The organism is Terriglobia bacterium (assembly GCA_020072815.1).
Taxonomy (GTDB): domain Bacteria; phylum Acidobacteriota; class Terriglobia; order Terriglobales; family Acidobacteriaceae; genus Angelobacter.
On record JAIQGE010000021.1, the window covers coordinates 30590 to 55587 of the forward strand.

The 24998-nt window shown below is 57.5% G+C and carries 24 protein-coding genes; 15 read left to right on the forward strand and 9 right to left on the reverse strand.

The genetic code is table 11. The features are described 5' to 3' along the window. Positions 1 to 110: 110 nt before the first annotated feature. The 6 genes from LAO20_20780 (at position 111) to LAO20_20805 (ending at position 6704) form a co-directional block, all read left to right on the forward strand. Positions 111 to 1436: a DUF5666 domain-containing protein gene (locus LAO20_20780; GenBank protein ID MBZ5533871.1), complete on the forward strand. Its 1326-nt coding sequence runs from the start codon at positions 111 to 113 to the stop codon at positions 1434 to 1436. 137 nt (positions 1437 to 1573) lie between these two features. Continuing rightward, positions 1574 to 2560 (forward strand): hypothetical protein, encoded by a 987-nt coding sequence (locus LAO20_20785; protein ID MBZ5533872.1) that lies wholly within the window; start codon positions 1574 to 1576, stop codon positions 2558 to 2560. Positions 2561 to 2813: 253 nt separating this feature from the next. Beyond that, positions 2814 to 3644 (forward strand): cytochrome c biogenesis protein, encoded by an 831-nt coding sequence (locus LAO20_20790; GenBank protein MBZ5533873.1) that lies wholly within the window; start codon positions 2814 to 2816, stop codon positions 3642 to 3644. Beyond that, entirely contained in the window at positions 3641 to 4921 is a 1281-nt protein-coding gene (gene hemA / locus LAO20_20795) for a glutamyl-tRNA reductase (protein ID MBZ5533874.1), read from the forward strand. Before LAO20_20790 ends, hemA begins: the two co-directional genes overlap by 4 nt. Then, a complete protein-coding gene (hemC, locus tag LAO20_20800) occupies positions 4921 to 5856 on the forward strand; it encodes a hydroxymethylbilane synthase (GenBank protein ID MBZ5533875.1) in 936 nt (311 codons plus the stop codon). The genes hemA and hemC overlap by 1 nt, the downstream gene beginning before the upstream one ends. After that, the gene (locus LAO20_20805) at positions 5853 to 6704 is read left to right on the forward strand and encodes a uroporphyrinogen-III synthase (protein MBZ5533876.1); all 852 of its coding nucleotides are present in this window, start codon (positions 5853 to 5855) and stop codon (positions 6702 to 6704) included. The genes hemC and LAO20_20805 overlap by 4 nt, the downstream gene beginning before the upstream one ends. A gap of 75 nt (positions 6705 to 6779) precedes the next feature. Here LAO20_20805 and LAO20_20810 read toward each other — a convergent pair whose 3' ends face one another. Together LAO20_20810 and nth are read right to left on the reverse strand one after the other, a co-directional pair. Then, the gene (locus tag LAO20_20810; protein ID MBZ5533877.1) at positions 6780 to 8750 is read right to left on the reverse strand and encodes a S9 family peptidase; all 1971 of its coding nucleotides are present in this window, start codon (positions 8748 to 8750) and stop codon (positions 6780 to 6782) included. 83 nt (positions 8751 to 8833) lie between these two features. Beyond that, positions 8834 to 9535 carry an endonuclease III gene (gene nth, locus LAO20_20815; protein MBZ5533878.1) on the reverse strand — a complete coding sequence of 234 codons (702 nt, stop codon included), beginning with the start codon at positions 9533 to 9535 and terminating at the stop codon, positions 8834 to 8836. A gap of 180 nt (positions 9536 to 9715) precedes the next feature. Here nth and LAO20_20820 point away from each other — a divergent pair, with 180 nt between their 5' ends. From LAO20_20820 to LAO20_20835, 4 genes are all read left to right on the forward strand, one after another. Continuing rightward, the gene (locus LAO20_20820; protein ID MBZ5533879.1) at positions 9716 to 10558 is read left to right on the forward strand and encodes a heme-dependent peroxidase; all 843 of its coding nucleotides are present in this window, start codon (positions 9716 to 9718) and stop codon (positions 10556 to 10558) included. Positions 10559 to 10593: 35 nt separating this feature from the next. Continuing rightward, complete coding sequence (locus LAO20_20825; protein MBZ5533880.1) at positions 10594 to 10818, forward strand: hypothetical protein; 225 nt, start codon at positions 10594 to 10596, stop codon at positions 10816 to 10818. A gap of 73 nt (positions 10819 to 10891) precedes the next feature. Continuing rightward, positions 10892 to 11551: a DedA family protein gene (locus LAO20_20830; protein MBZ5533881.1), complete on the forward strand. Its 660-nt coding sequence runs from the start codon at positions 10892 to 10894 to the stop codon at positions 11549 to 11551. Between the two features lie 158 nt (positions 11552 to 11709). Further along, on the forward strand, positions 11710 to 12672 hold the full coding sequence (locus LAO20_20835) for an IS1595 family transposase (GenBank protein MBZ5533882.1): 963 nt from the start codon (positions 11710 to 11712) through the stop codon (positions 12670 to 12672). 163 nt (positions 12673 to 12835) lie between these two features. On the opposite strand, the gene LAO20_20840 is transcribed toward LAO20_20835, so the two are convergent. Both LAO20_20840 and LAO20_20845 read right to left on the reverse strand, forming a co-directional pair. Then, positions 12836 to 13474 carry a DUF4145 domain-containing protein gene (locus LAO20_20840; protein ID MBZ5533883.1) on the reverse strand — a complete coding sequence of 213 codons (639 nt, stop codon included), beginning with the start codon at positions 13472 to 13474 and terminating at the stop codon, positions 12836 to 12838. 584 nt (positions 13475 to 14058) lie between these two features. Then, entirely contained in the window at positions 14059 to 14757 is a 699-nt protein-coding gene (locus tag LAO20_20845) for a DUF1353 domain-containing protein (GenBank protein MBZ5533884.1), read from the reverse strand. 489 nt (positions 14758 to 15246) lie between these two features. On the opposite strand from LAO20_20845, the gene LAO20_20850 reads away from it, so the two are divergent. Together LAO20_20850 and LAO20_20855 are read left to right on the forward strand one after the other, a co-directional pair. Beyond that, on the forward strand, positions 15247 to 16521 hold the full coding sequence (locus LAO20_20850; protein ID MBZ5533885.1) for an inositol-3-phosphate synthase: 1275 nt from the start codon (positions 15247 to 15249) through the stop codon (positions 16519 to 16521). Between the two features lie 308 nt (positions 16522 to 16829). Further along, a complete protein-coding gene (locus LAO20_20855) occupies positions 16830 to 17975 on the forward strand; it encodes a M48 family metalloprotease (GenBank protein MBZ5533886.1) in 1146 nt (381 codons plus the stop codon). Positions 17976 to 18609: 634 nt separating this feature from the next. On the opposite strand, the gene LAO20_20860 is transcribed toward LAO20_20855, so the two are convergent. From LAO20_20860 to LAO20_20870, 3 genes are all read right to left on the reverse strand, one after another. Further along, positions 18610 to 18843 carry a hypothetical protein gene (locus LAO20_20860; GenBank protein ID MBZ5533887.1) on the reverse strand — a complete coding sequence of 78 codons (234 nt, stop codon included), beginning with the start codon at positions 18841 to 18843 and terminating at the stop codon, positions 18610 to 18612. A 258-nt stretch (positions 18844 to 19101) separates the two neighbouring features. Beyond that, positions 19102 to 19365 (reverse strand): zf-HC2 domain-containing protein, encoded by a 264-nt coding sequence (locus LAO20_20865; protein MBZ5533888.1) that lies wholly within the window; start codon positions 19363 to 19365, stop codon positions 19102 to 19104. Continuing rightward, entirely contained in the window at positions 19362 to 19994 is a 633-nt protein-coding gene (locus tag LAO20_20870) for a sigma-70 family RNA polymerase sigma factor (GenBank protein MBZ5533889.1), read from the reverse strand. The genes LAO20_20865 and LAO20_20870 overlap by 4 nt, the downstream gene beginning before the upstream one ends. 127 nt (positions 19995 to 20121) lie before the next feature. Here LAO20_20870 and LAO20_20875 point away from each other — a divergent pair, with 127 nt between their 5' ends. From LAO20_20875 to LAO20_20885, 3 genes are all read left to right on the forward strand, one after another. Next, on the forward strand, positions 20122 to 20469 hold the full coding sequence (locus LAO20_20875) for a cupredoxin domain-containing protein (GenBank protein MBZ5533890.1): 348 nt from the start codon (positions 20122 to 20124) through the stop codon (positions 20467 to 20469). 113 nt (positions 20470 to 20582) lie between these two features. Continuing rightward, positions 20583 to 21554 (forward strand): hypothetical protein, encoded by a 972-nt coding sequence (locus LAO20_20880; protein ID MBZ5533891.1) that lies wholly within the window; start codon positions 20583 to 20585, stop codon positions 21552 to 21554. Positions 21555 to 21562: 8 nt separating this feature from the next. Continuing rightward, entirely contained in the window at positions 21563 to 23827 is a 2265-nt protein-coding gene (locus LAO20_20885) for a transglycosylase SLT domain-containing protein (protein ID MBZ5533892.1), read from the forward strand. A gap of 11 nt (positions 23828 to 23838) precedes the next feature. On the opposite strand, the gene lspA (LAO20_20890) is transcribed toward LAO20_20885, so the two are convergent. After that, positions 23839 to 24318 carry a signal peptidase II gene (gene lspA, locus LAO20_20890; protein MBZ5533893.1) on the reverse strand — a complete coding sequence of 160 codons (480 nt, stop codon included), beginning with the start codon at positions 24316 to 24318 and terminating at the stop codon, positions 23839 to 23841. Between the two features lie 111 nt (positions 24319 to 24429). Continuing rightward, positions 24430 to 24918, reverse strand: coding sequence for a signal peptidase II (lspA, locus tag LAO20_20895; protein MBZ5533894.1), 489 nt, complete (start codon positions 24916 to 24918; stop codon positions 24430 to 24432). Positions 24919 to 24998 lie beyond the last annotated feature (80 nt).

A 24998-nucleotide genomic window follows, 5' to 3' on the forward strand; every position in this document is an offset into this window, starting at 1 on the left:
GCAAGTGCTTGTAAATAAGCCATTTAGCAGGAAGGCCTGATGGCACGCAGTGTGCACTATCCACCAGCGCAAATCCCCCGACCAATCTGAAAACTCAGGAGGCCCGATCCATGAAGCGGGTTCTTGCTCTAACTGCTGTAGCTTTAGTGTTTGCTATGTCCTTGGTTGGCTGCGGAAGCAGCAACCCTGCCGTAAATGCGACCAACGCATCCATCTTCACGGGGGACGCAGTCAATCCGGCGATCCTCAAGTTTGAACTGACGATCAGCGCCGTCACACTGACAGGCACATCGCCCACCCCGACGACCGGTAATCTTCTGAGCAAGCCGGCGGAGGTTGAATTCGTGCACCAAGCCGGCACCTTCGAGCCTCTGGCTCTGATCAACATTCCTGCCGGAACATATTCTGGCGCTACCCTGACGGTTGGCAACCCTGAGTTGGTGGTCGTAAACGGCACAACGCCGGCCAGCGTCCCGGTCACGCTTTCGGGCAGCACGGTTACCGTGAGCTTCAGCCCGGCCGTCACGGTCACCGCCACCAGCAACTCGCAGATCAACTTCGATCTCGACCTGGCGTCTTCGGTCACGCTCAACGGCAGCCCGACGATCACTTCGGCGACGGTCGCCCCTAAATTCAACGTGACCACGTCCACGGTGAACGCCTCTGGCAATGAAGACAGCGACAGCGGAGAAATCGACGATGTGCACGGCAACGTCACGAACATTACCGCTCCGAACTTTACCGTCCAGACCAAAGAAGCAACTCTCACGTTCGCCACTGACACCAGCACCCAATTCAAAGACGGCATTACCCAGCTTTCTGACATGAAGGTGGGCGACATCGTGGAAGTGGACGGCAAGACCAAGGCTGACGGCACCAAGCTGGCGACCAAGGTCGAGAGGGAAAGCACATCGTCCGGCGATGAAGCTGAAGGCGTGATCAGCGCGGTGACCGGCGCTCCGGCTACGGCCATTACCATTGCGCACCAGGTCAGCGCCTCGACTCCAGCTGCGCCTCCTGTGACTGTGGACATCACGATCAACGCTTCCACGGTGTTCAGCGTGCGCGCCGACAAACTCAGCGTGAGCGCTCCGGCGTTTGACGCTTCGCACATCGGCAAAGGCCAGCGCATTGAAGCTGACGCCGCCGCTGCCGGCTCGCCGCTGGTGGCCACCAAACTGAAACTGCGCGAGCAGGGTATTGTAGGGACGGTAGCAGCATCGCCGGCCCCGACCGCCAGTGCGTTCACCTTGACCATCGATCCGGCCTCGGCGTTCGGCAAGCTGAGTGGGGCGACCTCAGTGGCCGTGACTATCCCGAGTGGCGGAAACGTGAAAGTAACGCCCACGGCCGGCGCCACCGTACTGGTACGCGGTCTGGTGTTCGTCAACGGCGCTACCTACACGATGATCGGTACTCGCGAAGACAACAATTAACCAGGAGTTTCTCCTCGCATGTTCTTTTTTTGGGGCCCGCTACGGCGGGCCTCTTTTTCTTTTTTAGACGCCTTGCGGGAAACCTGCGGCGATCCTTCTATTGACGCCATCCCGCGCAGGTGGTTTCCTTAGACAGCATGGAATTGCGCAAAGATCCCATCACACGCTCCTGGGTCATCGTGGGCGACGACGCGGAGAAGCCTGTACAAAGCGGCTATTGCCCGTTCTGTCCCGGATCGCCCAACGCCCCGCAGGTAATCACCACGTTGGGCTCCAGCGAGCCCGGCGCCGGACCGGTGATGGCCATGGTGCATCCTTCGCCCCTGTACCGCATTGAGGGCGAGCCGCATCGCCACGCCGAGGGCATCTATGACGCCATGAACACCGTGGGCGCGCATGAAGTCCTGGTGCAGAGCATCCGGCACGATATTGAGCTGTGGCAGTCCTCTGACGCCGAGATCTCGCAATTCCTCACCCTGGCCGCGCAACGCATACAGGACTTGAAGCATGACATTCGCTTCAAATACGTGACCATGTTCAAGAATTACGGGCAGCCGGCCGGCCAGGAATTTGGACATCCGGTTTCGGAAATCACCGCCACCACCTTTGTCCCGCGCCGCGTGCTGTACGAGCTGCGCGCGTGCCGCGACTACTATCAGGAAAAAGAGCGGTGCGTTTTCTGCGACACTTTGGGTCAGGAACTGCGCAACCCGGTGCGGATCGTGGAGACCCGCGGCAACTATGTGGCGCTGTGTCCGTTTGCCTCGCGCGTGCCTTACGAACTCTGGATCATGCCGCAGAAGCACGATTCCTCCTTCGAGCGTTCCATCAACGCCAAGGCAGCGCATCTGGCCGACCTGAGCAGCCTGATTCGCCACACCTTCCAGCGCGTGCTCAGCATCGCTGAGTCCTTTCACATGGTGCTGCACACCGTCCCCAACACCTACCAGAAATCGAACGTGCTGCAGTACTGGAAGACCGTGGACGAGGACTACCACTGGCACATTGAAATCCTGCCCATCATGGTCGCCAAGGCCAAACCGTATTTCCTCAAAGAGGTTTACTACACGCCGATTTCGTCCGAAGTGGCGGCAGAACGTTTGCGGAAGTTGGAGACAAGATAAGGCAGTAATTAGCAATTGGCACTTAGCAATCAGCCGCGCAAAGTTCTCCGTAAGTTTATGATTTAGATAAGCTTTCGGCGACAGCCCCGACTCTTCATAGGGTCAAATCCCTGTGTTCGCGTTTGGGAGAAGCCATTGGGTTTTCGGCTAAAGGCCAATTGCTAGTTGCCAGTTGCTAGCTGCTCATTACCAGTGTGTGCGCTTCGTCACTCCTTGGATGAGAGAAACGCGTCTATAATTTTCAATTAACTCCATGCCCTTATTCTGGTTACGAGTCGCGCTGTCGCTCTACACCGTAGGCCTGATCTACGCTTTGGCGTCATTCTGGGGCGGACGCCAGGTGCTCACTCGCATCACCATGCCCGCGGTGGGCTTGGGCATGACCTTCCATTTTGTCGCGCTGATTGAAAACGCCATGGGGACAGGCGCCTGGACGCCGGCTTCCATGCACGAACTGGAGTCCATGCTGGCGTTTCTCTTGATGGTTTTTTTCTTTGTGGTTTACGCCCGATACCGGGCCACCGCTCCCGGCCTGCCGGTTTTCCCGCTGGTGTTCCTGCTGACCGCTTCGGCGGCGCTGGGATCAAACACTGTGTCGTCGCCCAACCCGTTGTTTGTCAGCAGGCAGTGGATTTTCATCCACGTTGGCCTGATCTTTATCGGATACTCGGCGCTCCTGTTCAGTTTCATTGCCAGCATCCTGTACTTGATCCAGGAGCGATCTCTCAAGGCAATCAAGACCAAAGCAACCACCAACAGCTTCTGGACCAAGTTGCCCGCGCTGGCGGTGATTGATGAGATCGGCTACAAGTGCCTGATCTGGGGATTTCCTTTTATGACCCTGGGGCTGATCGCCGGCGCCATTCTGGGCGAATCCAAGCAGGGAGCAGCCTACTTTTACGACGTGAAGATCGTGATCTCCATCGTCACCTGGGTGCTGTATGTGATGGTGTTGTACACGCGCTGGAGCGCCGGCTGGCGGGGACGCCGCGCCGCCTACCTGGCGACGTTTGCTTTTGCCACCGCGGTCCTGGCTTGGGCCGCCAACAATTTGAGCCATACGCACAAGTTTATTGCCAAATGAAATTCCACCTCATCGGCGTAAATCACTTGAGCGCACCGCTGGAGATGCGCGAGCGGCTGGCTGTCCCGGAGACCCGGCTGCCGGAGGCGATTGGCGCCCTGGTGAAACAGCCCGGCGTGGACGAAGGCATGGTGATCTCCACTTGCAATCGCGTGGAACTGATCGCCAGCACGCAGTCGCACGCCGACTTGCGCGGATTCTTGCACAGCTACTTCGGCGTGAGCGGGGACGCCATCGGCTCAAATCTTTATGAATTCCGCGAGCGTGAAGCCGTGCGCCACGTTTTCCGCGTGGCTTCCAGCCTGGATTCCATGGTGGTGGGCGAAGCGCAGATCCTGGGCCAGGTGAAAGAGGCTTACACCGTTGCCCGCGGACTGGGAGCGGTCCACTCCAAGCTGGAGGCTCTGCTGTCCCGCGCGTTTGCCGTCGCCAAGAAGGTCCGCTCAGAGACTTCCATCGGCAGCTCCAGCGTTTCCGTTGCGTCCGTGGCGGTGCAACTGGCGGAACGGATCTTTGGATCGCTGCAAGGCAAGACGGTATATCTGGTGGGCGCCGGTAAAATGGCGGAACTCGCCGCTCGCCACCTGATCAGCCACGGGGCCGCGCGCATCATCATCAGCAATCGCACCTACGCGCGCGCTGAGGAACTTGCCGAAGAGTTCAACGGCCAGGCCATTCCTTTTGAGCGTCTCTACGACACCGCCGGCCAGGCTGACATTATTCTCACCTCCACCGGAGCGGCTGATCCGCTGTTTCGCCGCGAGCACGGCGAAGCTCTGCTGAAAGGCCGGCGCAATCGTCCCATGTTCTTCATTGATATCGCTGTCCCCCGCAACGTGGCCGCGGAAGTCAACGAACTCGACGGTATCTTTGTGTATGACGTGGACGACCTGCAGTCGGTGGCCAGCACCAACAGCGCGGAGCGTAAAAAAGAAGCTGAGCGGGCGGAGAAGATCGTTGAAACCGAAGTGGACCGTTTTGCCGCGCGCATGAAGTCTCTGCATTTCGTCCCCACGATTCTTTCCCTGCAGGAATATTGTGAAACCATTCGTCAAGCTGAGGTTGATAGGATTCGTGGCCGCCTCGGCGGGATTTCTCCCGACCAGGAAGCCGCCATTGACGCCATGACCCGCGGCATCATCAACAAACTGCTGCACACGCCCATTACCACGCTGAAGTCGTCGGCTGCCCATCCGGAGGCTGAGACCATCCATGAAATGATTCGCCGCATCTTTAACTTGGACAGCGGCCAAAACAACGGAAAGCCCAAAGGCTAATGGCCAACCTTCGCATCGGCTCGCGCGGTTCCCAACTGGCGCTCTGGCAGGCCAATCACGTGGCCGGGCTGCTGCGCGCCCAGGGCCACGCCGTGGAAATTGAAATCATCAAGACCACGGGCGACAAAATCCTGGACGTGGCGCTGGCCAAGGTTGGCACCAAGGGCATGTTCACCAAAGAAATTGAAGAAGCCCTGGCGGCGAAGCGCGTTGACTTGGCGGTGCACAGTTTGAAGGACGTACCCACCGAGCTTGATCCGCAGTTTACCCTGGCCGCCATCATGAAGCGCGAAGACCCGCGCGACGCCTTCATCTCCGTGAAGTATGCGGCGCTGGGCGATCTGCCGCAGGGCGCCAAAGTCGGCACCAGCAGCTTGCGTCGGCAATGCCAGTTGAAGTCCTTGCGGCCTGATCTGGAAATCTTTCCCTTGCGCGGCAACGTGGATACGCGCCTGCGCAAACTGGAGTCGGGCGAATATGACGCCATCATCCTGGCCGCCGCCGGAGTCCACCGCTTAGGTTTGGACAAGCACGTGCGCTCGCGCATTCCCGCTGAGACCATGTGCTCAGCGGTGGGCCAGGGCGCTCTGGCGATTGAATCGCGTGCCGGCGACCGCGAGACGCTGGCGCATCTGGCTTTCCTGAATCATGCCGAAACCCGCGCGGCCATCGAATGCGAGCGCGCTGTGCTGGGCGCGATGGGCGGCGGTTGCCAGGTCCCTATCGGCGCTTTCGCCGAAATGCGCGATGGCAGTTTGCATTTGCAGGCGATGGTTGGGCGGCCGGACGGAAGCGAAATCCTGCGCGAATCCGCCACGGGCCATGATCCCGTGCAACTTGGGCGCGAAACTGCGCAAAAGCTCTTGCAGCGAGGCGGCGACAAGATTCTCAAGGACGTCTATCAAATGGGAGTCGCGGTCCCGAGCCAGCCATGAGCGTTGATCCTGTAGCTCTGCAAGGCGCCATGCAGCCGCTGACCGGCTGGCGCATCCTCACCACTCGCGCCAGCAAGCAGTCCGGCAGCTTGGCCCAGCCTCTGCGCGAGTTGGGCGCTGACGTTATTGAGATTCCCACCATCGAGATCAAGCCGCCCGCCAGCTACAAGCCTCTCGACGACGCATTGCGGAAGATCGCCACCTACGAATGGCTGATCCTGACCAGCGTCAACGGCATGGAAGCCGTGGTCGAGCGCCTGAAAAAACTCAAGATCGGAATGGACCAGCTCAAGCACCTGCAGATTGCGGCCATCGGCCCGGCCACGCAGAGAGCCATCGAAGCGCAGGGACTCAAAGTTGCCGTGACGCCGGAGAAATACATTGCCGAATCCGTGGTGGAGGCATTGCGCGGCAAGACGGAAGGGAAGCGCGTGCTGCTGGCCCGCGCAAAAATCGCTCGCGACGTATTGCCCACGGAACTCAAGAATGCCGGCGTTCTGCTTGACGTGGTCGAAGCCTATGAGACCGTGGTGCCCGCCGGAGCGCAAGCCAAGTTGCAGAGTCTGTTCTCCGGAAGAACGCCGCGCCCGGACATTGTGACCTTTACCAGTTCGTCCACGGCCACGAACTTTTTCTCATTGCTGGGCAAAGACAGTCTCAAAGCCCTCAACAACGTCACCCTGGCATCCATCGGCCCGGTCACCAGCAAAGCTCTCCGCACCGCCGGCTTTCCTCCCGCCATTGAAGCCCGCGAGTACACCATGCAAGGTCTGGTCCTGGCCATTTCAGAACACGTACACAAAGTGGCAGCGCAGCAGTTGTTGCAGAGGTTATTGGGGCCGCAATAGAAACAGTTTCACCGCGAAGGACGCGAAGGACGCAAAGATGCGAGGCTGCCTTAGCCAATTGCTAGTTGCCAGTTGCTAATTGCTGTCATAAATATTGCACCCGCACTTCTCCGGCGGCACATACTTCTTCAAAAACTCCGTAATGCGGGTGTAGGCGTCAATCTGGTTTTCCAGCTTGGAAAAGCCGTGGCCTTCGTTCTCATAGACCTTGAATTCCACTACGCCGCCGCGTTTCTTTACCGCCTGCACCACCTGCTCGGCTTCCGTCTTGGGGCAGCGGGGATCGTTGCCTCCCGCCAGCAGCAGCAGGGGCGCTTTGATCTGGTCGGCAAAGTAGATGGGCGAACGGTCTTTGAATCGCGCCATGTCCTTGATGGGATCACCCATGCTGGCCCGGACAAATTCGCGCAGCAAGGGAGAAGTGTTTTCCATCTCCGTAAACCAGTTTACGAACGGAATCATGGGGATGCCCGCGGCCCAGCGGTCGGGCGCTTTGGCCACGGCCATCATGCTCAGGTAGCCGCCGTAGCTGCCGCCCATCACGGCGATCTTTTTTGTGTCCACATATCCGGTCTTGACCAGCCAATCTGCGGCGGAGACCACGTCCTCCAGGTCGCCGCCGCCCATGTCAAAGCGGTTGGCGTCAGCGAATTCCTTCCCGTAGCCGCTGGAGCCACGATAGTTCGGGGCGATCACGAAGAACCCCTGGTTCGCCAGGTATTGAATGGGACGGCTGAGGTCATTCTGCACCTGGCCGTTCGGCCCGCCGTGGACGAAAACCACCGCAGCGTTCTTTCCGTTGCGTTCCGCGTTGTAGGGCGCATAGACATACGCCGAAATCTGCCACTTGCCGTCTTTGCTGGGATAGTGGACCAGGTACGGCTCCACCATGTCTTCACCGCGGATGCCGCCGGAAAGCGCATGCGTGACCTGGTGCGCCTTCTGCGCGGCAAAGTCATAGACCCACAGGTCCGTGGGCGCGTTGGGGCCGTCATGGTAGTAGAGCATGCGCGCGCCATCGCGGGTGAATGGCGACTCCGACCCGGCCAGCGTATTGATGCCGTTGGTCACGGCCAGCGTCTGCGCCTGGCGAGTGCCCAGGTCGTAGACGATGATGTCGCCATTGCCGTCTTCGTTGGTGGTCCAGGTGAGCCGTTTGCCGTCAGGGAAAAACTTGCCGGAGCTGGTTTCCCATTTGCCCTGGGTCAGCCAGGTGATTTTTTTGGTGGCTACATCAAGAAGAGCGGCGTTGTTATAACCGTTGGCTGCGTTGGAGGTGAGGAGCACGGTCTTGCCGTCGGGCGAAATATCACTGGCGACGAAATTCTGCTCGCCCTGGTGGGGGGTGAGGTTAGTAGCCTGTCCCGTAGCGGCGTTCGCCAGAAAGATGTTGCTGTCCTTGTCGGCGGCGTCCCCTTGCGTGAAGACCAGCCATTTGCCGTCGCGCGACCAAGCTGCAACAACGTTGCTGCGGTCCTTCGGCGTGTTCCGGGTGATATGAGTCACCTTCCTGCTGGCAATTTCCATCACATCAATTTCGCGGCTGGGGGAATCTTTTGGACGCACGCCGTAGGCCAGGCGCTCGCCGTCCGGCGACCAGGCGAGGTCTCTTTCAGAAGTTTCCGGCGTGCCGGTCAGATTGACGACCTGCCCGTTGCTGGGCGAGACCAGAAAGATGTCCCACTGTTCATTGCCGTCCGTGTCAGAGATGTAGGCGATCCAGCGGCCTTTGGGCGACCATGACAAGCCCGACTGGCGCTGGTTGCTCACCGTGAGCTGCGTGGGCCAGCCGCCCTCCGCCGGGACCACCCAGATATTGTTCCGCCCGCTGATGTTGCTGATGAACGCGATCTGCCTGCCGTCCGGCGACCACGTACTGTCACCAATGTTGCGCGTCATGTACAGCTTTTCAATGCTCAGCGGCATCACGTCAAACTTGTTTTTTGCGGTGATCTGCGCGGGGTCGGTGATGAAGGTGGGAGCGGAAGGAGGCGCTTGGCCGAAAGACAGCGCCGCAGCAAAGAAGCAAACCGCCAACCAATTCATCCGCTTTTGCATTCTCCGTGCCTCTGTGTCTCCGTGGTGGAATTTGTCTTTTGAAACACTCACGGCTGCGCCGCCTTATGAATCTACACCGTGGACCAGGTCTTGTCCGCGGCGTGGCAAAGTTTTTCCAGGTTGCAGTCCGCGCAACGCGGCTTGCGGGCCACGCATACCGCGCGCCCGTGATGAATGATCTGGTGGGAGAAATCAATCCACTTTTCCTGCGGGACCACTTTCATCAGGTCCTGCTCGATGTTCTTCGGATCGTCGGCCCTGGTCAGTTCCAGCCGTCGCGATATGCGATGCACGTGCGTGTCAACCACCACGCCCACCGCTATCTTGAACCACGAACCCAGCACCACATTGGCCGTCTTGCGCGCGACCCCCGGCAGGGTCAGCAAATGCGCCATGTCGTCCGGCACCTGGCCGCCAAATTTTTCCATGATTCCCTTGGACGTTCCCACCACGGACTTGGCCTTGTTGCGGTAAAAGCCCGTCGGCCGCAGGATGGGCTCAAGCTCTTCCGGCGTGGCCGCCGCCATGGCCTGCGGCGTGGGATACTTTGCGAAAAGCCCCGGTGTGACCTTGTTCACCATCACGTCAGTACATTGCGCGGACAAGATGGTGGCAATCAGCAACTCCCACGCGCTGCGGTGGTGAAGCGCGCAGACAACGTTAGGATAGCGTTCGTCGAGGCCCTGCAGGATGGCCTGGATCCGCGCCGGGCTGAGCGGATCGTAACCGCCCTTACCGCCTCTCGATTGCGGCTTTGACTTCGCTTTCGGCATAGGCTTTAACTGCAACCCAGACTGCAGCCCAGGCTTCGGCTTGGGTCTCGCGGCTTTTTTGGCGGGCGTCTTGCGGGACTTCGATTTGGACTTGGCAACAGGCATAAGGAGAAAATTTAAAGCACAGGGCTTACAATCTCAATAGCCGAACTGACGAATGAGGTCGCGATGGCATCTACCATGAAAGTTACCGCAGGTGAAAAACTGCACGCAGTCCCGCTAACGCTGGAAGGCGCCAGCGTGTTGCACCAGATGTTCCGTTTCCGCTGGCCGGAATGGCGAAAGCTCTCCGCCGATCAGCAGAAAGAGATTCTTTCGGAGGCGGCCACGGCTCTGGAGAAGCTGGAACACCACGTCTCCGGGCAGACCGCGCTGTTTTCCATGCTGGGCCACAAAGCGGACCTCATGCTGGTGCATTTCCGCAACGAATTTGATCACCTGAAGCACGCGGAGCTGGAGTTGGCCCGCCTGCGCCTGAGTGATTACCTGGAGCAGACAACTTCGTTTGTTTCCGTGGTGGAGATGGGATTGTACGAGTCGTCGCTCAAGCTGTTCCGCAGTCTGCAGGAGAAGGGTATTGAGCCGCACACGCCGGAGTGGGACGCCGCCGTGGCGGACACCATCGCCCGGCAGACCGAAGCCATGCGCCCGCGCTTGTTTCCCCAGATCCCGCCCTTACGCTACGTTTGCTTCTACCCGATGGACCGCCGCCGCGGCGAAGAACAGAACTGGTACAGCCTGCCCATTGAGGAGCGCCAGCGGCAGATGGAAGAACACGGCATGGTGGGCCGCCGCTACGCCGGCACGGTAAAGCAGATCATCACCGGCTCCATCGGCCTGGACGATTGGGAGTGGGGCGTGGACCTGTTTGCCGACGACCCGGTGGTCTTCAAGAAACTGATCTACGAGATGCGGTTTGACGAAGTCAGCGCCAAATATGCCCTTTTCGGCCAGTTTTATCTGGGGGTGCGCGTGCCGGCGGCAAGGTTACCAGAGTTATTCAGCGGCAAATTGCCGGATTGACCTTCGCCGGTGGGGATGGGTAGTCTTTAAGTTCCATGGTCAAGAGTGTTCAGGCCGGACAGATTTGGCGCGCCGACGAAGGCGGCGCCAATTTCCTTGTCACCAAGGTGTACAGCGAGCTTTTTACCCAGTTTGCCATGCTGCGTCCCGCCACTGCCGCCGCCCCGGATTCAGACACTATCCGCGTGAAAGTCTCCAAATTGGAGGAAGGCATGACTTTGCCCGGCTACACCTTCACGCAAGATTCACAGGACTTCTGAACAGCAGCCATTAGCACTTAGCCGGTAGTCCGGGCAAGCACTAGTCCAAAACCACCACCCATGACCCAACTCCATGATTGAAAAAATCATTGCCGCGCTGGCGGGATTCATCATCGCCGTGATCTCCAAGACCGGGTACCTGGGAGTGATGTTCCTGATGGGGATCGAATCGGCGTGCATTCCCCTGCCGTCGGAAATCATCATGCCCTTTGCCGGATACCTGGTGTACGCGGGCCATCCTGATCCGTTGACGCATTTCACCTTCAATCTTTTCTGGGTGGCGACGGCCGGCGCCATCGGCTGCAACCTGGGATCGGTGGTGGCTTACGAAGTCGGCCATTTCGGCGGACGGCCGCTCGCGGAAAAATACGGGTCGTACGTTCTGCTCAGCCGCCACGACCTGGACATGGCGGACCGCTTCTTTCACCGCTTTGGCGCCATTGCCGTCCTGGTAGCCCGCCTTTTGCCCGTGGTGCGAACGTTTATAGCCCTGCCCGCGGGTGTGGCCCGCATGCCCCGCTTGAAGTTTCATATCTACACTTTCGTCGGCTCCTGGCCGTGGTGCCTGGGGCTGGCCTGGGTGGGCATGAAGTTGGGTGAACATTGGGACAAAGATCCCCGGCTGAAAATGTGGTTCCACCGTTTTGACGCGGTGATTGTCGTTTTGTTTTTGGCCGGAGTGGTTTGGTTTGTGTGGTCGCACTGGAAGAATAGGGTGCGGGCGAAGGGGTGAGTGCCCGCACCTCCCGATATCTCAACGTAGAGACGTGGCATGCCACGTCTCCACCCGCGCGCCCTGTATCTGTCACGGCCCCAATTACTAAATAGGCAATAACTAGATATCAACCCCCCCCCCCCCCCCCCCCCACTGTTTTGGGCTATATTTAGGTCATGGAGAATGTTATGAGCCATGAGCCGACAAGCCTTCAAGAGGCAATTATCTACTTCTCGAATCCTGACAACTGCATTGACTACCTTGCTGTCCGTCGCTGGCCAGAAGGCGTCATCTGCCCTGGTTGTGGCTCCAAGAAAGTCAGCTTCAATGCAAAGCGGCGCACTTGGAAGTGTGGAAGTCATCACCCCAAGCGTGAGTTCTCTGTCAAAGTCGGAACGATCTTTGAGGACAGCCCGATTCCTTTGGACAAGTGGCTCACGGCAACTTGGCTGCTTACGAACTGCAAGAATGGAATCAGTAGCTATGAGATTGCGCGTGATCTGAAAGTCACTCAAAAGTCGGCATGGTTCATGCTTCACCGGATTCGTCTCGCAATGCAGGATGATTTCTTTGGTTCCAAAATGAGCGGCGAAGTCGAAGCCGATGAAACTTATATCGGCGGCAAATCGCGCAACATGCACAAGGCGCGCAGGGTTCGCGTAAATGTACGCGACAATAACAGCGGGAAAACCATTGTCATGGGAGTGCTTCAGCGTGGCGGCAAGGTTCGTGCCAAGGTAGTCCCGAATCGCAAGAAGGAATCGTTGAGCGAGGTCATCTACAACACCGTTGAAAAGGGTTCCATTCTGTATAGCGACGAGCATCCTGCTTACATGGCCTTCAGTAGTGATTATGTCCATCAAGTCATCAATCACCTGGAGAAATATGTAGATGGGCGAGTCCACACAAACGGAATGGAAAACTTCTGGTCGCTGTTTAAGCGCGGCCTTGGCGGGACTTACGTGGCTGTTGAGCCGTTTCATTTGTTCCGTTATGTAGATGAACAGGCGTTCCGTTTTAACAACCGCAAGGGGCTTGATGACGCCGGCCGCTTCAATCTGGCCATCTCTCAGATCGTTGGCAAGCGTCTTACCTTTGCCGCATTGACTGGCAAGGTGGGGCCCGCCGCGAACAATTAACCCTTTACGCGGGAAGCGCGGAAAGCGGGCGAAGTCTTAGCCCGCTTTTTCCGTGCTTGTTTTCGCTTCCATTCTTTTTCGCGTCTTTGCAACTCATCATGCGAAACAGAGAGAACTGTCCGCATAACAGCATCGAACTTCTGAAACTCGTTGTGGTCTTTGGTCATGGTTTAGGTGGCCTTCTAGCCTTCAGTTTAGCTGGCATGACATAGACGTGATCTAGATATTCTCGCGTGAATGCGACAATGTCCTCCGCGTCCGAATCTTTGGTATCGTCCAATCCATCGGCATGTGCGCCTACGTTCCCGGCCAATCTGATTTCATGAGCAAACTCCCTAAGGGGTTGCGTGATTGTGCCCTTGGAAGCTAAATCGTCTATTTGTTCAACCAGGTTCTTACCTTTCGCGTTGAGAGTAATCACGCTACTTTGAATCGCGCGTCGGCACATCACGACACATGCGCGATATGCTTTGACCCACTGACAGCGAATCGCCTCTCTGAAATCCTCGGCAACATCTTCGGGGATACTTTTTTCTAGGTCTTGATTGGGTGCGCCCAACGGGTAATATTCGTCACAGATATGATAAATCTGTGAAGACGTTGTAACGTCGCTTCTGACTATGGCCAAGATGTACTTGTTACACGCGACACAGCGAGCCGCTCCAATCATTCGGATTGGCAAGGTATTCGGAGTGCCTTCCTGGAATGGTTCCCCAACAGTCATGAAAGCGGCCTTGCTTTGACAATGGGGACACTCTCCATTGAGAACAAAGCCGTCTTTGAATATGTTTGATACTTTCATGTTTCGTGGCCAATCTTTCCACAGGAGCGCGGCGGACTCCCCTAGCAATTGCCAGAGCGTCCGAGTTTCCTGTCCACTTATGAGGCTCATCGTACACCTCCACAGTGGGCGAGGCAAGTATATTTGTGCCGGTTACTCCATTCGACCCAACGGTCACCCAACTGTTTACCACTTAGTACATTTTCTGCCTATCTCGTTGGTTCTTAACTGCCTTAGCGCCCTTTGCGGTAAAGACCGCCATATGGCGCTTGGCTAGTTGCTAGTCTGCGATTTGCTAGCTGCTGGTTGTCAAAGACCGTTGAACTTCCCGCCCTGAGACGGATCGAACCAACATAGCAGATTTCCTGTAGCGAATACAGCACGAACTTGTACACTGTACTGTTGCGCTTGTGGAAGGTGTCGTTTTTCGCGCGGTTCTTTACCGATGGAGCACTTTAAATGGGCCACCCGCCCACCCTGTTGCTCCGAAGAAAAGCCGCCTTGGTCGCAAAAGGATGGGGCACCCTCGAGTATTCTAGGGAACAGAGAAAGGCAAGAAAAGGTGGGCCACCCGCCCCAGGTAAATTAGTCTTGCGGCATAACGATCATTGGTAGAAGAAGCGCACCAGTGGCTCTCCTGATAGCCGTTGGCGTTGTATTTCTTGCATCATGCGGCGTTCACTTGCGAGATCCTCGTCGGATACCTGTGTGGCGAGACCAAGGTGCGAAAGTCCTTGGATAGCATCGATGCTAATATCCCGATTTTTCCGAATGAGAGCGATAGTCCGAAGCATATCGTCCTCTGACTGCAAACTGGTTGGTGGTGCCTGGGTTTCTCCCGGTTTCGGCCACCTTGGGCCGAAATGATAGACGGCGGCGAACATAATCTTTGCTTTGAATTCGCTAGCGCCGCCCGCTCGGGACGCTGAGTAAAACATGCGATGAACGTCCTGCCACGGGTGAGTATGGGATTGGCATTCAGTATCGTGAACAATTGAAGCATTGCGGTATTCACCCTCAAACGGGCCGCCGATGATCGACCAAAAGATTCGGGGGATTGAAGCGCCGTCTATTGTCGAGTTTGCCGGAGCGGTCCAATCTTTTCCGTTGGCGTCTTCGTAAACGAAAGTTTTGATGAGACGCATTGTGCGGCCGTCCTGGTTCCATTCTGTTTGCGGGTTTCCCAGAAACTTGCCAAAATCTTCGACAGGAGCAGCGATAGCGCTTTCGGCTAGAGCCTGCGTCCCTATTGTGGAGATGGGGGCAGCAGCCAGGAAGAGCAACAGGAAAAATGCTTTTCGCACCAAGCACCTCACAATTTCAAGATTCCGACGGAGGGAGACTCACGGACCACTTCATTGAAAAACGAAAACTCGGGAGCAATCCCTTCGCCTGAGAACGCAAGTTTATTACATCTCCGGATCGAGGCAAAGATTTTCCAAGAAGGTGACTTGGGCGGCATAGTACACTCGAGAACATCATACGGTCTAGCATTTCTGTTTAAACGCAGGCCGCTCCGGATTGCTCCCCAGTTTGCAAACCCCGCTGCAATGCGAGAAGATAATTAGTTTGCACTGACAGATGAACTGTCTCCTGGACGCTGTTGTATGGCGTCTTTTGAAGCTGGCTTTTTGGCCGGCGAGTATTTGAGTGCGCAGGCATCTACTGCTGACGCTCCCTTTTCGAAAAATCCCTCAGGATGGTCACAAACTTAAATGAAGGCAAAGTCTTCCACTGAAGCTACAGCGATGCAAGGATCGAAAATAGCCTCCGCCCGCGGCAAACTGGGCGTAATGATTGTTGGCATGGGAGCGGTGGCCACCACGTTCATTGCCGGGGTGGAAGCCATTCGCCGGGGCATCGCCAAGCCCATTGGGTCGCTCACGCAGATGGGGACCATCCGGTTGGGGAAGCGCACGGAAGGCCGGTCGCCCAAGATCAGCAAGTTTGTCCCGCTCGCCAATCTCAAAGACCTGGTCTTTACCGCGTGGGACATCTTTGAAGACGACGCCTACGAATCCGCCCTGAATGCCGGCGTCCTGGAAAAGGAACTGATCAATCAAATCAAGCCTTTCCTGCGGGCCATTAAGCCGCGCAAAGCGGTGTTTGACCGCAATTACGTGAAGATGCTGAACGGCAAACACGTTAAGAAAGGGAAGAACAAGCGCGACCTGGCCGAGCAGTTGCGCGCCGACATACGCGATTTCAAAAAGAAGTCCGGCGCCGACCGGCTGGTGATGATCTGGTGCGCGTCCACGGAAACCTTCCTGACACAGAGCCCAGTCCACGAATCGCTGGAAGCTTTTGAGCGCGGCATGGAGAAGAACGACCCGAACATCGCACCGTCCATGCTCTACGCCTACGCGGCGCTGATGGAAGGTGTGCCCTTCGCCAACGGCGCCCCCAACCTCACCGTGGACATTCCGGTGATGATGGAGCTCTCCAAGGCCAACAACGCGCCCATCGCCGGCAAGGATTTCAAGACCGGGCAAACGTTGATGAAGACCATCCTCGCTCCGGGCTTCAAAGCGCGCATGCTGGGCATGAGCGGATGGTTTTCCACCAACATCCTGGGCAATCGCGACGGCGAAGTCCTGGAAGACCCGGGGTCCTTCAAAACCAAAGAGGAATCCAAGCTCTCCGTGCTGGACCGCATTCTGCAACCGGAGCTTTATCCCGATCTCTACGGCAATATCTTTCACAAGGTCCGGATCAACTATTACCCGCCCCGCGGCGACAACAAAGAAGGCTGGGACAACATTGATATCTTCGGCTGGCTGAACTATCCCATGCAGATCAAGGTTGATTTCCTCTGCCGTGACTCCATTCTGGCCGCGCCCATCGTCCTGGACCTGATCCTGTTCCTGGATCTGGCCAAACGGTCGGAAGAACTGCGCGGTCTGGGCATCCAGGAATGGCTCAGTTTTTATCTCAAGTCGCCCATGACTGTGCCCGGGCTTTATCCCGAACACGATCTGTTCATCCAGTTGATGAAGCTCAAGAACACCCTGCGCCATCTAAGAGGGGAACAGCTCATCACGCACCTCGGGCTGGAGTATTACGACTAAATCCTTGGTTTTTTGACGCGAAAAGTCCGCGGCCCGGCGGGAAAAACTGCAAAGTCTTTAGAATCATTCGTCTTGCGACCTTTGCGCGGGGAGCCTCCCGATCAGCGGGGAGAACACTGGGAAATCCTGCCGAATCCCCGCCTTTTACCGGAACTTTACGGTTTCTGCGGTGTTGCTGGATAACCCCAGGGCCAGCTGCTGTCATCCAATTTGTCTACAGCAAAAACCCTTGTAGGTGGACAGATGTCCCGGCAGTATAATGAAGTCACTGAGATCGCGTCGGTACCCGCACCGGCAGGAGTGTACCTATGAAATTTCGTTCCTTACTGCTCGCCTTAATCTTGGCGGCAGGCGCCAGTCTGACAATCTCTGCGTTCGCGCAAGAACCCAAGCCTCCGGCGCAAACCACGCCTGACCAAACTCAGGCGCAGCCTGCTCCGGCCCCTCAGACGCAGCCGGCAGCGACCCAGGACCAGGCGCAACCGGCAGCGGATGCAGACCAAGACGCCGGCAAGGACGTCAAGAAGTCCCAGCAGAAGATCAAGCACGACGGCGGCAAGGACGACATTGACGCCATCGGTAACCGCAAGATGGGCGGGCTGGACTGGTACTCCATCGAGTCGGAAATCAAGCTCGGCAAACAGTTTGCCATGCAAATTGAGCAGAGCATGAAGCTCATCCAGGACCCGGTGGTCAATGAGTACGTAAACCGCATCGGGCAGAACCTGGTTCGCAACTCTGACGCCAAGGTGCCTTTCACCATCAAGGTGGTGGACGCCGACGAAATCAACGCCATGGCCCTGCCGGGCGGATTTTTCTACGTCAACTCCGGTTTGATCCTGGCCGCCGACGATGAAGCGGAGCTGGCCGGCGTGATGGCCCATGAGATTGCTCACGTCTGCGCCCGTCATGCCACGCGCGGCGCCACGCGCAGCCAGTTGGCCAACATCCTCACCCTCCCGCTGATCTTTGTGGGCGGCGGCATTGGCTATGCTGCACGCGAAGTCGCCGGCATCGGTCTGCCCCTGACCTTCTTGAGCTTCAACCGCGGATTTGAAGCCGAAGCCGATCACTTGGGTGTGCAGTACATGTACAAGGCCGGCTACGATCCCAACGAGTTTGTGAACTTCTTTGAAAAGGTGCAGGCGCAGGAGAAGAAGAAGCCGGGCACTCTGGCCAAGGCCTTCGCCACGCACCCGCAGACTCCGGACCGCATTCAGCGGACGCAGGAAGAGATCGCCACCATCCTGCCGGACAAGGACCAGTACATTGAAACCACGTCAGAATTCAATGACATTAAGGCCCGTCTGGCAGCCATCGAAAATCGCCGCAAGATTGACGACCAGAACACCAACAAGCCCACGCTGCGTCGCACCGCCGGCAACGGCACTCCAGGCAAAGACGGCGACAAGAAGGATGACGACCGTCCCACGCTGAAACGCCGCGATAATTAAGATCGCTGATTTTCCTACAACAGGCGGCCTTAGGGCCGCCTGATTTGTTTTGAGGTCGTCCGGCCCAGGCACGGCCGCTTGCATTGTGCGCGGCGACTCGCACCTGCGCGCACGGACGCAGCTGCTCAATGAGAATTCTCTTGATGGGTTGGGCGCGGCTAGGCTGGAGCGACGCCGCGCAGGGGACCGAGCCGGCCCTTGGTCACGCAGTGGTGGATTTTTTCTACACAGTCCAGCAGTTCAGGCCGGGCGCTGGCCCCGACAAACGAGCAGCATTGGCGGCAGGTAGATCCGATTAACCCGGCATTCAAGGAGTTGAGTTGCCGCCTGAAGAATCCAGGGCCCTTGGGACCCTTTCCTTCGCCGTGAGGAGCTTGCATGTGTTCTCCGGAAGACTTCTACAGCCCATCATGCCACAAAGAGGGAAGAAAGAGCAGTGTTTTCTTGAAGACCCGGCGCGATAGAAGAAGAGAACTAGACTCTACGCTTAATGACTTACGACTTCGGGGAGATGCGGAGAATGGAATATCCCTACCAGCGCAGTTGCCCTGCAATGCCGCAGAAAGTTGCGGCATCCCGGCCCAACCTGCGCCTGTCCTGGAAACCTGCCCGGGCGGCTTAAACCGCCCAGGAGTTACTTTCCGGCGTAGGACTCGGCCGCCGCTATGGGCTCAAACTGGCGTGCCGGATGAGCCTCCACCACCTTCATTTCATGCCAATCATAAGCGAACTCTTTGCCGCAATCGAGGCATACCACATACGTACCCGCCACGGAAGACGCCTGCGACCGCTGGCCCCGTCTTTTGGTCATGGGGAAGCTGAAGTTCTTGTGATGGCACCCAAACAACAAATCGAGCAGACTCGCCATAATGTCACCTTTCCTGCCTAGCCCCGTTGGGGGCTCCTGGAAGCTGAAACTGTCTAAAGAACTTGCCGTCAACAAGGTCAGTGTACTATAGGACATGTCCTTTAGCACATAAAAATTGTGACCTTCGTTCTTATTTACTTAGAGTCGTTCTGAGGAAGAAAGGTTTCGAAAAGCGGGGGAGAAAAGCGAAGCGACCACCTGGAAAGAAGGTAATTATTACATAATACTAACTGTAAGTTATTGAAAAATATAAATCCACTAGGTGGTGTTCTTGGTCTTCTTGGCTGGTTTACTGCCTCGGCACTTGGTCATAATGGCTTGATGGAGTCGGGTCCGGAGGGCTTCAGGGAGCTCGTAAATCTGGTTATCGCGGTAGATTTCAATGGTCTTTTTGGTGGTATTCATGACCACGTGGCATTCCCGACACCAATGGAGATGCTCGTCCAATTCGGCCTTGAGCCCCTCGCTGATGGTGCCGTCCAGGTAGTCAGTTAGTTCTTTCAGGAAATCGTTGCATTTCACTGGACTTCGTTCCCCCCGCCTTTTCTGGACTTAAAAAATCTGGTCAAACGCTCTCGCAACTGCAACCGGGCGCGCAACAATCGCGATTTCACGGCCGGTATGCTCAGTCCCAGCATCTCTGCTGTTTCCTCCGTAGAGAGACCTTCAACGTCGCGCAATACGAAAACCGTCCGGAAGCCAGGGGGAAGGCCCTGGATGGTCTTCTTTAATATATCGCCCAATTCAGACTGCCCGTACAACTGCTCCGGATTGGGGCTCCAGTCTGCCACCTCGCGGGGCATTGAGCCGTCTTCCGTCTCCACATCCTCGTCCAGCGACACCGTGCGATCATTGCGCCGCTTGCGCAGCCGCATCAGGGCTTCATTGACGGCAATCCTGACCAGCCACGTGTAGAACTTGGAGTTACCCTGGAACTGCTCCAGATTCGTATACGCCTTGAGAAATGCGTCCTGGACCACGTCCTGAGCGTCTTCCTCGTTATGCGTGATGTGCTGCGCGATGCGGAAAACATTCCGGTCATAGCGCTTCACCAACTCGCTAAACGCTTCCAGATCGCCTTTCTTGGCGGCCTGGACCAGCGCCAGCTCACTGGAGACGCCTTCCTCGGGCTTCTTTTGGATGGTTTCCATGCAGTACCGACTCAAAATAATTTACTATGTTATTGACTCCGTGAGGGTGAAAAAGAAGCAAAAATCGGTGATTTTATCTCGCCGTCATGCCCTGTAACCACTTGATAACTCCAGGCTCTGATCGTATATGAAAAAAATCTTGCTCCTGTCTTTTTTACCTGTCCTTTTCTTCGTTTCGGGATGCAGTAAGCAGCCCCCGGCTGACGTCCACATCAAAGTGGTGATGAAGAAATACAGCTTTGACCCGCCCGAGATCCGCGTCAAATCCGGCCAACTGGTGGAACTTGAGGTGACCACCGCCGACGTCCAGCATGGCCTGGACATCCCCGATTTGGGCATCAAGCAGTCCGTCCAGCCAGGCAAGACGGCCACCGTCCGTTTCCGGGCGCCAGCCAAGGGTGAATACCGGATGGCTTGCGGGGTGATCTGCGGGCCCCATCATGATGATATGGCCGGCAAGCTGGTGGTGGAGTAGTCCGGCAGCGTATTCCCGCAAAGGCTCGCGGGGCGGGGGCTTCCAGGGGTGGCTTGGAAGATACTAGAGGTGTAGACTTCAGTCTGGTAAGCCATATAATCGCCGCAAGACGAATGCCGCATCCCACGGAAATTCAGAACATTATTGAAGAGGCGGTGGCCGAAGTGTTGGAGTCGGCGCTGCCCGGGATTCGTGCCGAGATTGTTCGCCGGGCCACAGCACAGTTGGAAAACCTGTTTCCGGCTCCCGGCTCCGCCCCCACAGACCTGCTCAACGAGGCCATGGCTTCCATCCAGGAGACCACTTCCCAAGCGGAGATCCTGCGCCATTTGCTGGAAGGCGGGGCGCGCTTTGCCGGACGCGTGGCCCTTTTCGTGGTCAAAGGCGGCGCGGTCAGTGGATGGCAGGGTATCGGCTTTGAGGACAATGACATCATCAAAGGCCTCCCTTTGGATACCTCAAGCAGCCTGGCAGCCCGGGCCATGCAGTCCCGTGCCCCAGTGGGCGGAACCAGTGGGGAATTTGACACCGCCTTCCTCGCCGCCGTGCAGTCGCCCGCGCAACCGGACTGCTACGTCCTGCCCCTGGTGGTAAAAGACAAAGTTGCAGCCCTGATTTACGCGGATGCAGGCGCGATTCCTGCCGGGACTTTGGATGCTTCCGGGCTTAGCGCTTTGACCCGTTTTGCCGCGCTCTGGCTGGAACTGAGCGCCGCGCGCAAGACCGGCGCGCCAGCGGCCGAGGAATCGCAGCCCACCGCTGGTTTTGCCGCGGCTCCCTCCGCCATGCCGGCGCCTCCTCCAGGACCGGTGCCGGTGGAGGACGACCTTCACCGCAAAGCCAAGCGCTTTGCCAAGTTGCTGGTGGAGGAGATCAAACTTTACAACCAACCGAAAGTCGCCGAAGGCCGGACCCAGAGCGACCTCTATGACCGTCTGCGCGAAGACATCGAGAAGAGCCGCGCCACCTACAACAAGCGCTACGGCGAAACTCCAGCGGCTTCGGCCGATTATTTTAATCAGGAACTCATCCGCATTTTGGCGGATAATGATGTATCGCTCATGGGCGCAAGTTTTCCGCAGTGATCTTTTCCATGGCAGTCAAGGTACAAGTGTCCATCAGAAGTCTCTCCATCATTCTTTTATTTTCCTCGCTGCTGTTGCCGGGACATCTCTCCGCTCAGACAGCCAAGAAAAAGACGAGCGCGCATCCCACCAAGAAAAAGGTTGTGCCGGCGTCTTCCACCGGCTCCGCCAAGCTCCGCCACGCGACGCGGGCGTTTGTCGCCTCGGCCGACCTCAAGCCCATGGCCCAGCAGCTTTTGGAAAACCGCACGCCACCGGGCTACGCCGGAATTGAAGAGTACGCCGCCGCACACAGCAAAGATGACGCCGGCGCGCTGGCCTGGCTGGTGATGGGCTACGCTCGCTATCTGGACAAGGAATACGCCAGTGCACGCGACGCTTGGACGCACGCTGCTCCGCTGGAGCCCGTGCTGGGCGACTATCTCGACTTTCTTCGCGCCAGCGCCTTCCAGGGCGAGCAAAACCCGGCCGAAGTGATCAAAGCCTTGGACGCCTTTGAACAAAAGTATCCCGACTCTCTCAACCAGCACGACGTGACCATGTTGTACGCGGGAGCGCTGGTGTCCGCCGGCGAACCTCAGCGTGCTGCCGCCTATTTGGAGAAACACCGCCAGCCGCTGCACTCGGACTTGGAATTGGCGTTGGCTAAAGCCTACGAAGCCGCCGGCGAAAGAGAGAAAGCGCAACAGATTCTGCGCCGTTTGTATTTTGAAATGCCCACCAGTCCGGAAGCCGACGCCGCGGCACAGGAACTGCGCACGTTGGGCGAATCCCAGCCTTCCGGCAGCTTTGAACAGCGCAGCACCCGCAGTGAACTGCTCCTGAAGGCCCGGCGTTTCCAGGACGCGGTAAGCGAACTGAGTCCGCTGGTGGAGCTGTCTCCGCCGGACAAGATGGTTTCCATGCAGGCGCAGTTTGGAACGGCGCTCTACAAAACCCGCAAACGCGACGATGCTTATCGGCTGTTTGAAAACATCGCCAAGAACGAGTCCGCGTCCGTGGACGCGCGGGCCCAAGCCTTGTATTTCCTGGCGGAGATTTCGCGCGACCGGGATGACCGCTCCAAGCAGGCGGCGTACCTGATCCAGTTACGAACGCTGGCGCCTGAGAGTTCATGGCTGCAAGAGGCTCTGTTTTCCGCCGGCAACATGTACATGTTGCGGAATGAGTTTGAAAGCGCGATTCCGTTTTACACGGAAATGTACCAGCGCCAGCGCAATGGCCGGTATTCTCCATTCACGCACTGGCGAGCGGCTTGGCTCAGCTATCGCCTGGGCAAGAAAGATGACGCCAAGCGGCTGTTTGAAGAGCAACTGGAGATGTACCCAACATCCTCAGAAGTCCCGGCTGCTGTGTACTGGCGCGGACGCCTTGCTGAAGAAGAAGGCGACAAGGCCTTGGCCCGCGCGTACTACCAGAAGCTGGCGGAAAACTTCCGCTATTTCTACTACGCATATCGCGGTCACGCGCGCATGCAGGCGATGGGTGGTGACCAAGTCGCTGACCCCACGCCGCTGGACAAGCTGCCTCCGCCGGCGGCGCCTCCCAGGAACTGGGACGCCCCTGAAGATAATCTGCGCCTGAAGAGGGCCCAGTTGCTGGCCAATGGCGCGCTCTACGATTTTGCGGTGAAGGAAATGCAAGCCGCTGCTTCCGGGACGCCGCCGTGGCTGGCCAAAGCGATCTCTGAAATGTATATGGGGCAGGGAAGCTACATCCATTCCATTGAGACGCTGAAGCGCACGGTGCCCGGCTACTTCTCCGCGGAGATTCCCCAGATTCCGCGTCCGGTTTGGGAAGGTTTGTTCCCGCGGCCTTTCTGGGATGAGCTGAAAAGAGATTCTGAGCAGAACCACCTTGACCCGTACCTGGTGGCTTCGCTCATTCGGCAAGAATCAGAGTTCAACCCGGCCGCCGTCTCCAGCGCCAACGCCCTGGGACTGATGCAGCTTCTTCCCAGCGTGGGCCGGGGCGTGGCCAGGGAAATGAAGCTCCGGCTGTCTTCCAGCGACGATTTGCTCACGGCCAACACCAACCTGCAACTGGGCACCCGCTACTTCAAACACATGGTGGACCACTACGACGGGCAGGTGGAATACGCACTCGCCGCTTACAATGCCGGCGAAGAGCGCGTGGACGAGTGGCGCAGGAACGGGAAATTCAAAGACATGGACGAATTCGTGGAGTCCATTCCGTTCACCCAAACCCGCGAGTACGTGCAAGCCATTATGCGCAACACGGCGATGTACAAGCTGCTGTATTCCAAGAACTGAGTTTTCGTCGGTCAGTTCACAGTTTTCTGCTTTCCAAACAAGATCGTCCACGCCAGAAGAATCGCTCCAACCACAATTGCGCTGTCGGCGACGTTGAACGGCGGCCAGTGGTGCGTGCCCACGTAGAAATCCAGGAAATCGGTGACCGTGCCCTTGGCTACGCGGTCCCACAGATTTCCTAACGCGCCGCCCAGGACCAGGGACAGTGCGACAGACACCGCCGTCAGCCGTTCGCCGCTCTTCCAGATGAAAAAGGAAACCATGGCCACCGCCGACAGGGAGAAAGCTATCAGGCCGGCGGTCCGCCAGTGGGAGGCGGAGTCGGCAAACAAGCTAAACGCCGCGCCGGTATTTTCCCAGTGCGAAAGTTGAAAGAATCCCGGAATGATCGGGACATCCTGCATGAGGGGAAGACGCTTCAGCACCAGCCATTTGGTGAGGCGGTCAACCGCGATGACAGCAGCGGCGATCAGGAGTTGGTATTTCCTCATGGCTAAAGAGTCGTGTGACCAGCTTCTATTTGAAGGAAGGCAACGCTCTAGGTTACCAGAGAGACCATGCAGTTCCGATCACGGCGATGTCGGCGATCACGGCGATTGTCCTCACTGGCTCATCGCCTTTTCTTCCTGCGGAGACAGGAATATTTCACTCAGCAACAGAAGCGCGCCTATCACGATGGCGCTATCGGCCACGTTGAAAGCCGGCCAGTGGTGCGAACCCAGGTAGAAATCCAGGAAGTCAATGACCCGTCCGCTGGCGACGCGGTCCCACAAATTTCCCAGCGCGCCGCCAAAGACCAAGGACAGGGCAATCGCGGTGGTGTTCATGGCGTTGCCGTTTTTCCAGAGCAAGGCTGATACCACGGCCAGCGCGGCAATGGAGAACATGATCAGCATGGCGATCTTCCATTCGGAAGGCGAGTCTGAAAACAGACCGAAGGCCGCGCCCTGGTTCTGGACATGCGTCAGGCGGAAGAGGCCGGGAACCACGTCTACGCTGTCATGCAGCATGATCTTCTGGGCGATCGCCCACTTGGTGATCTGGTCAGTGCCTACGACCACGGTCGCAATCAGAAAGTGATACTTCCTCATAGTTCCCAAGCAGCCTAGCTGCGTCTTTCTGTTCCCTTGCGGCTCCGCCGCTTATCAAAAAAGTCCCGGTCTACTTCCCA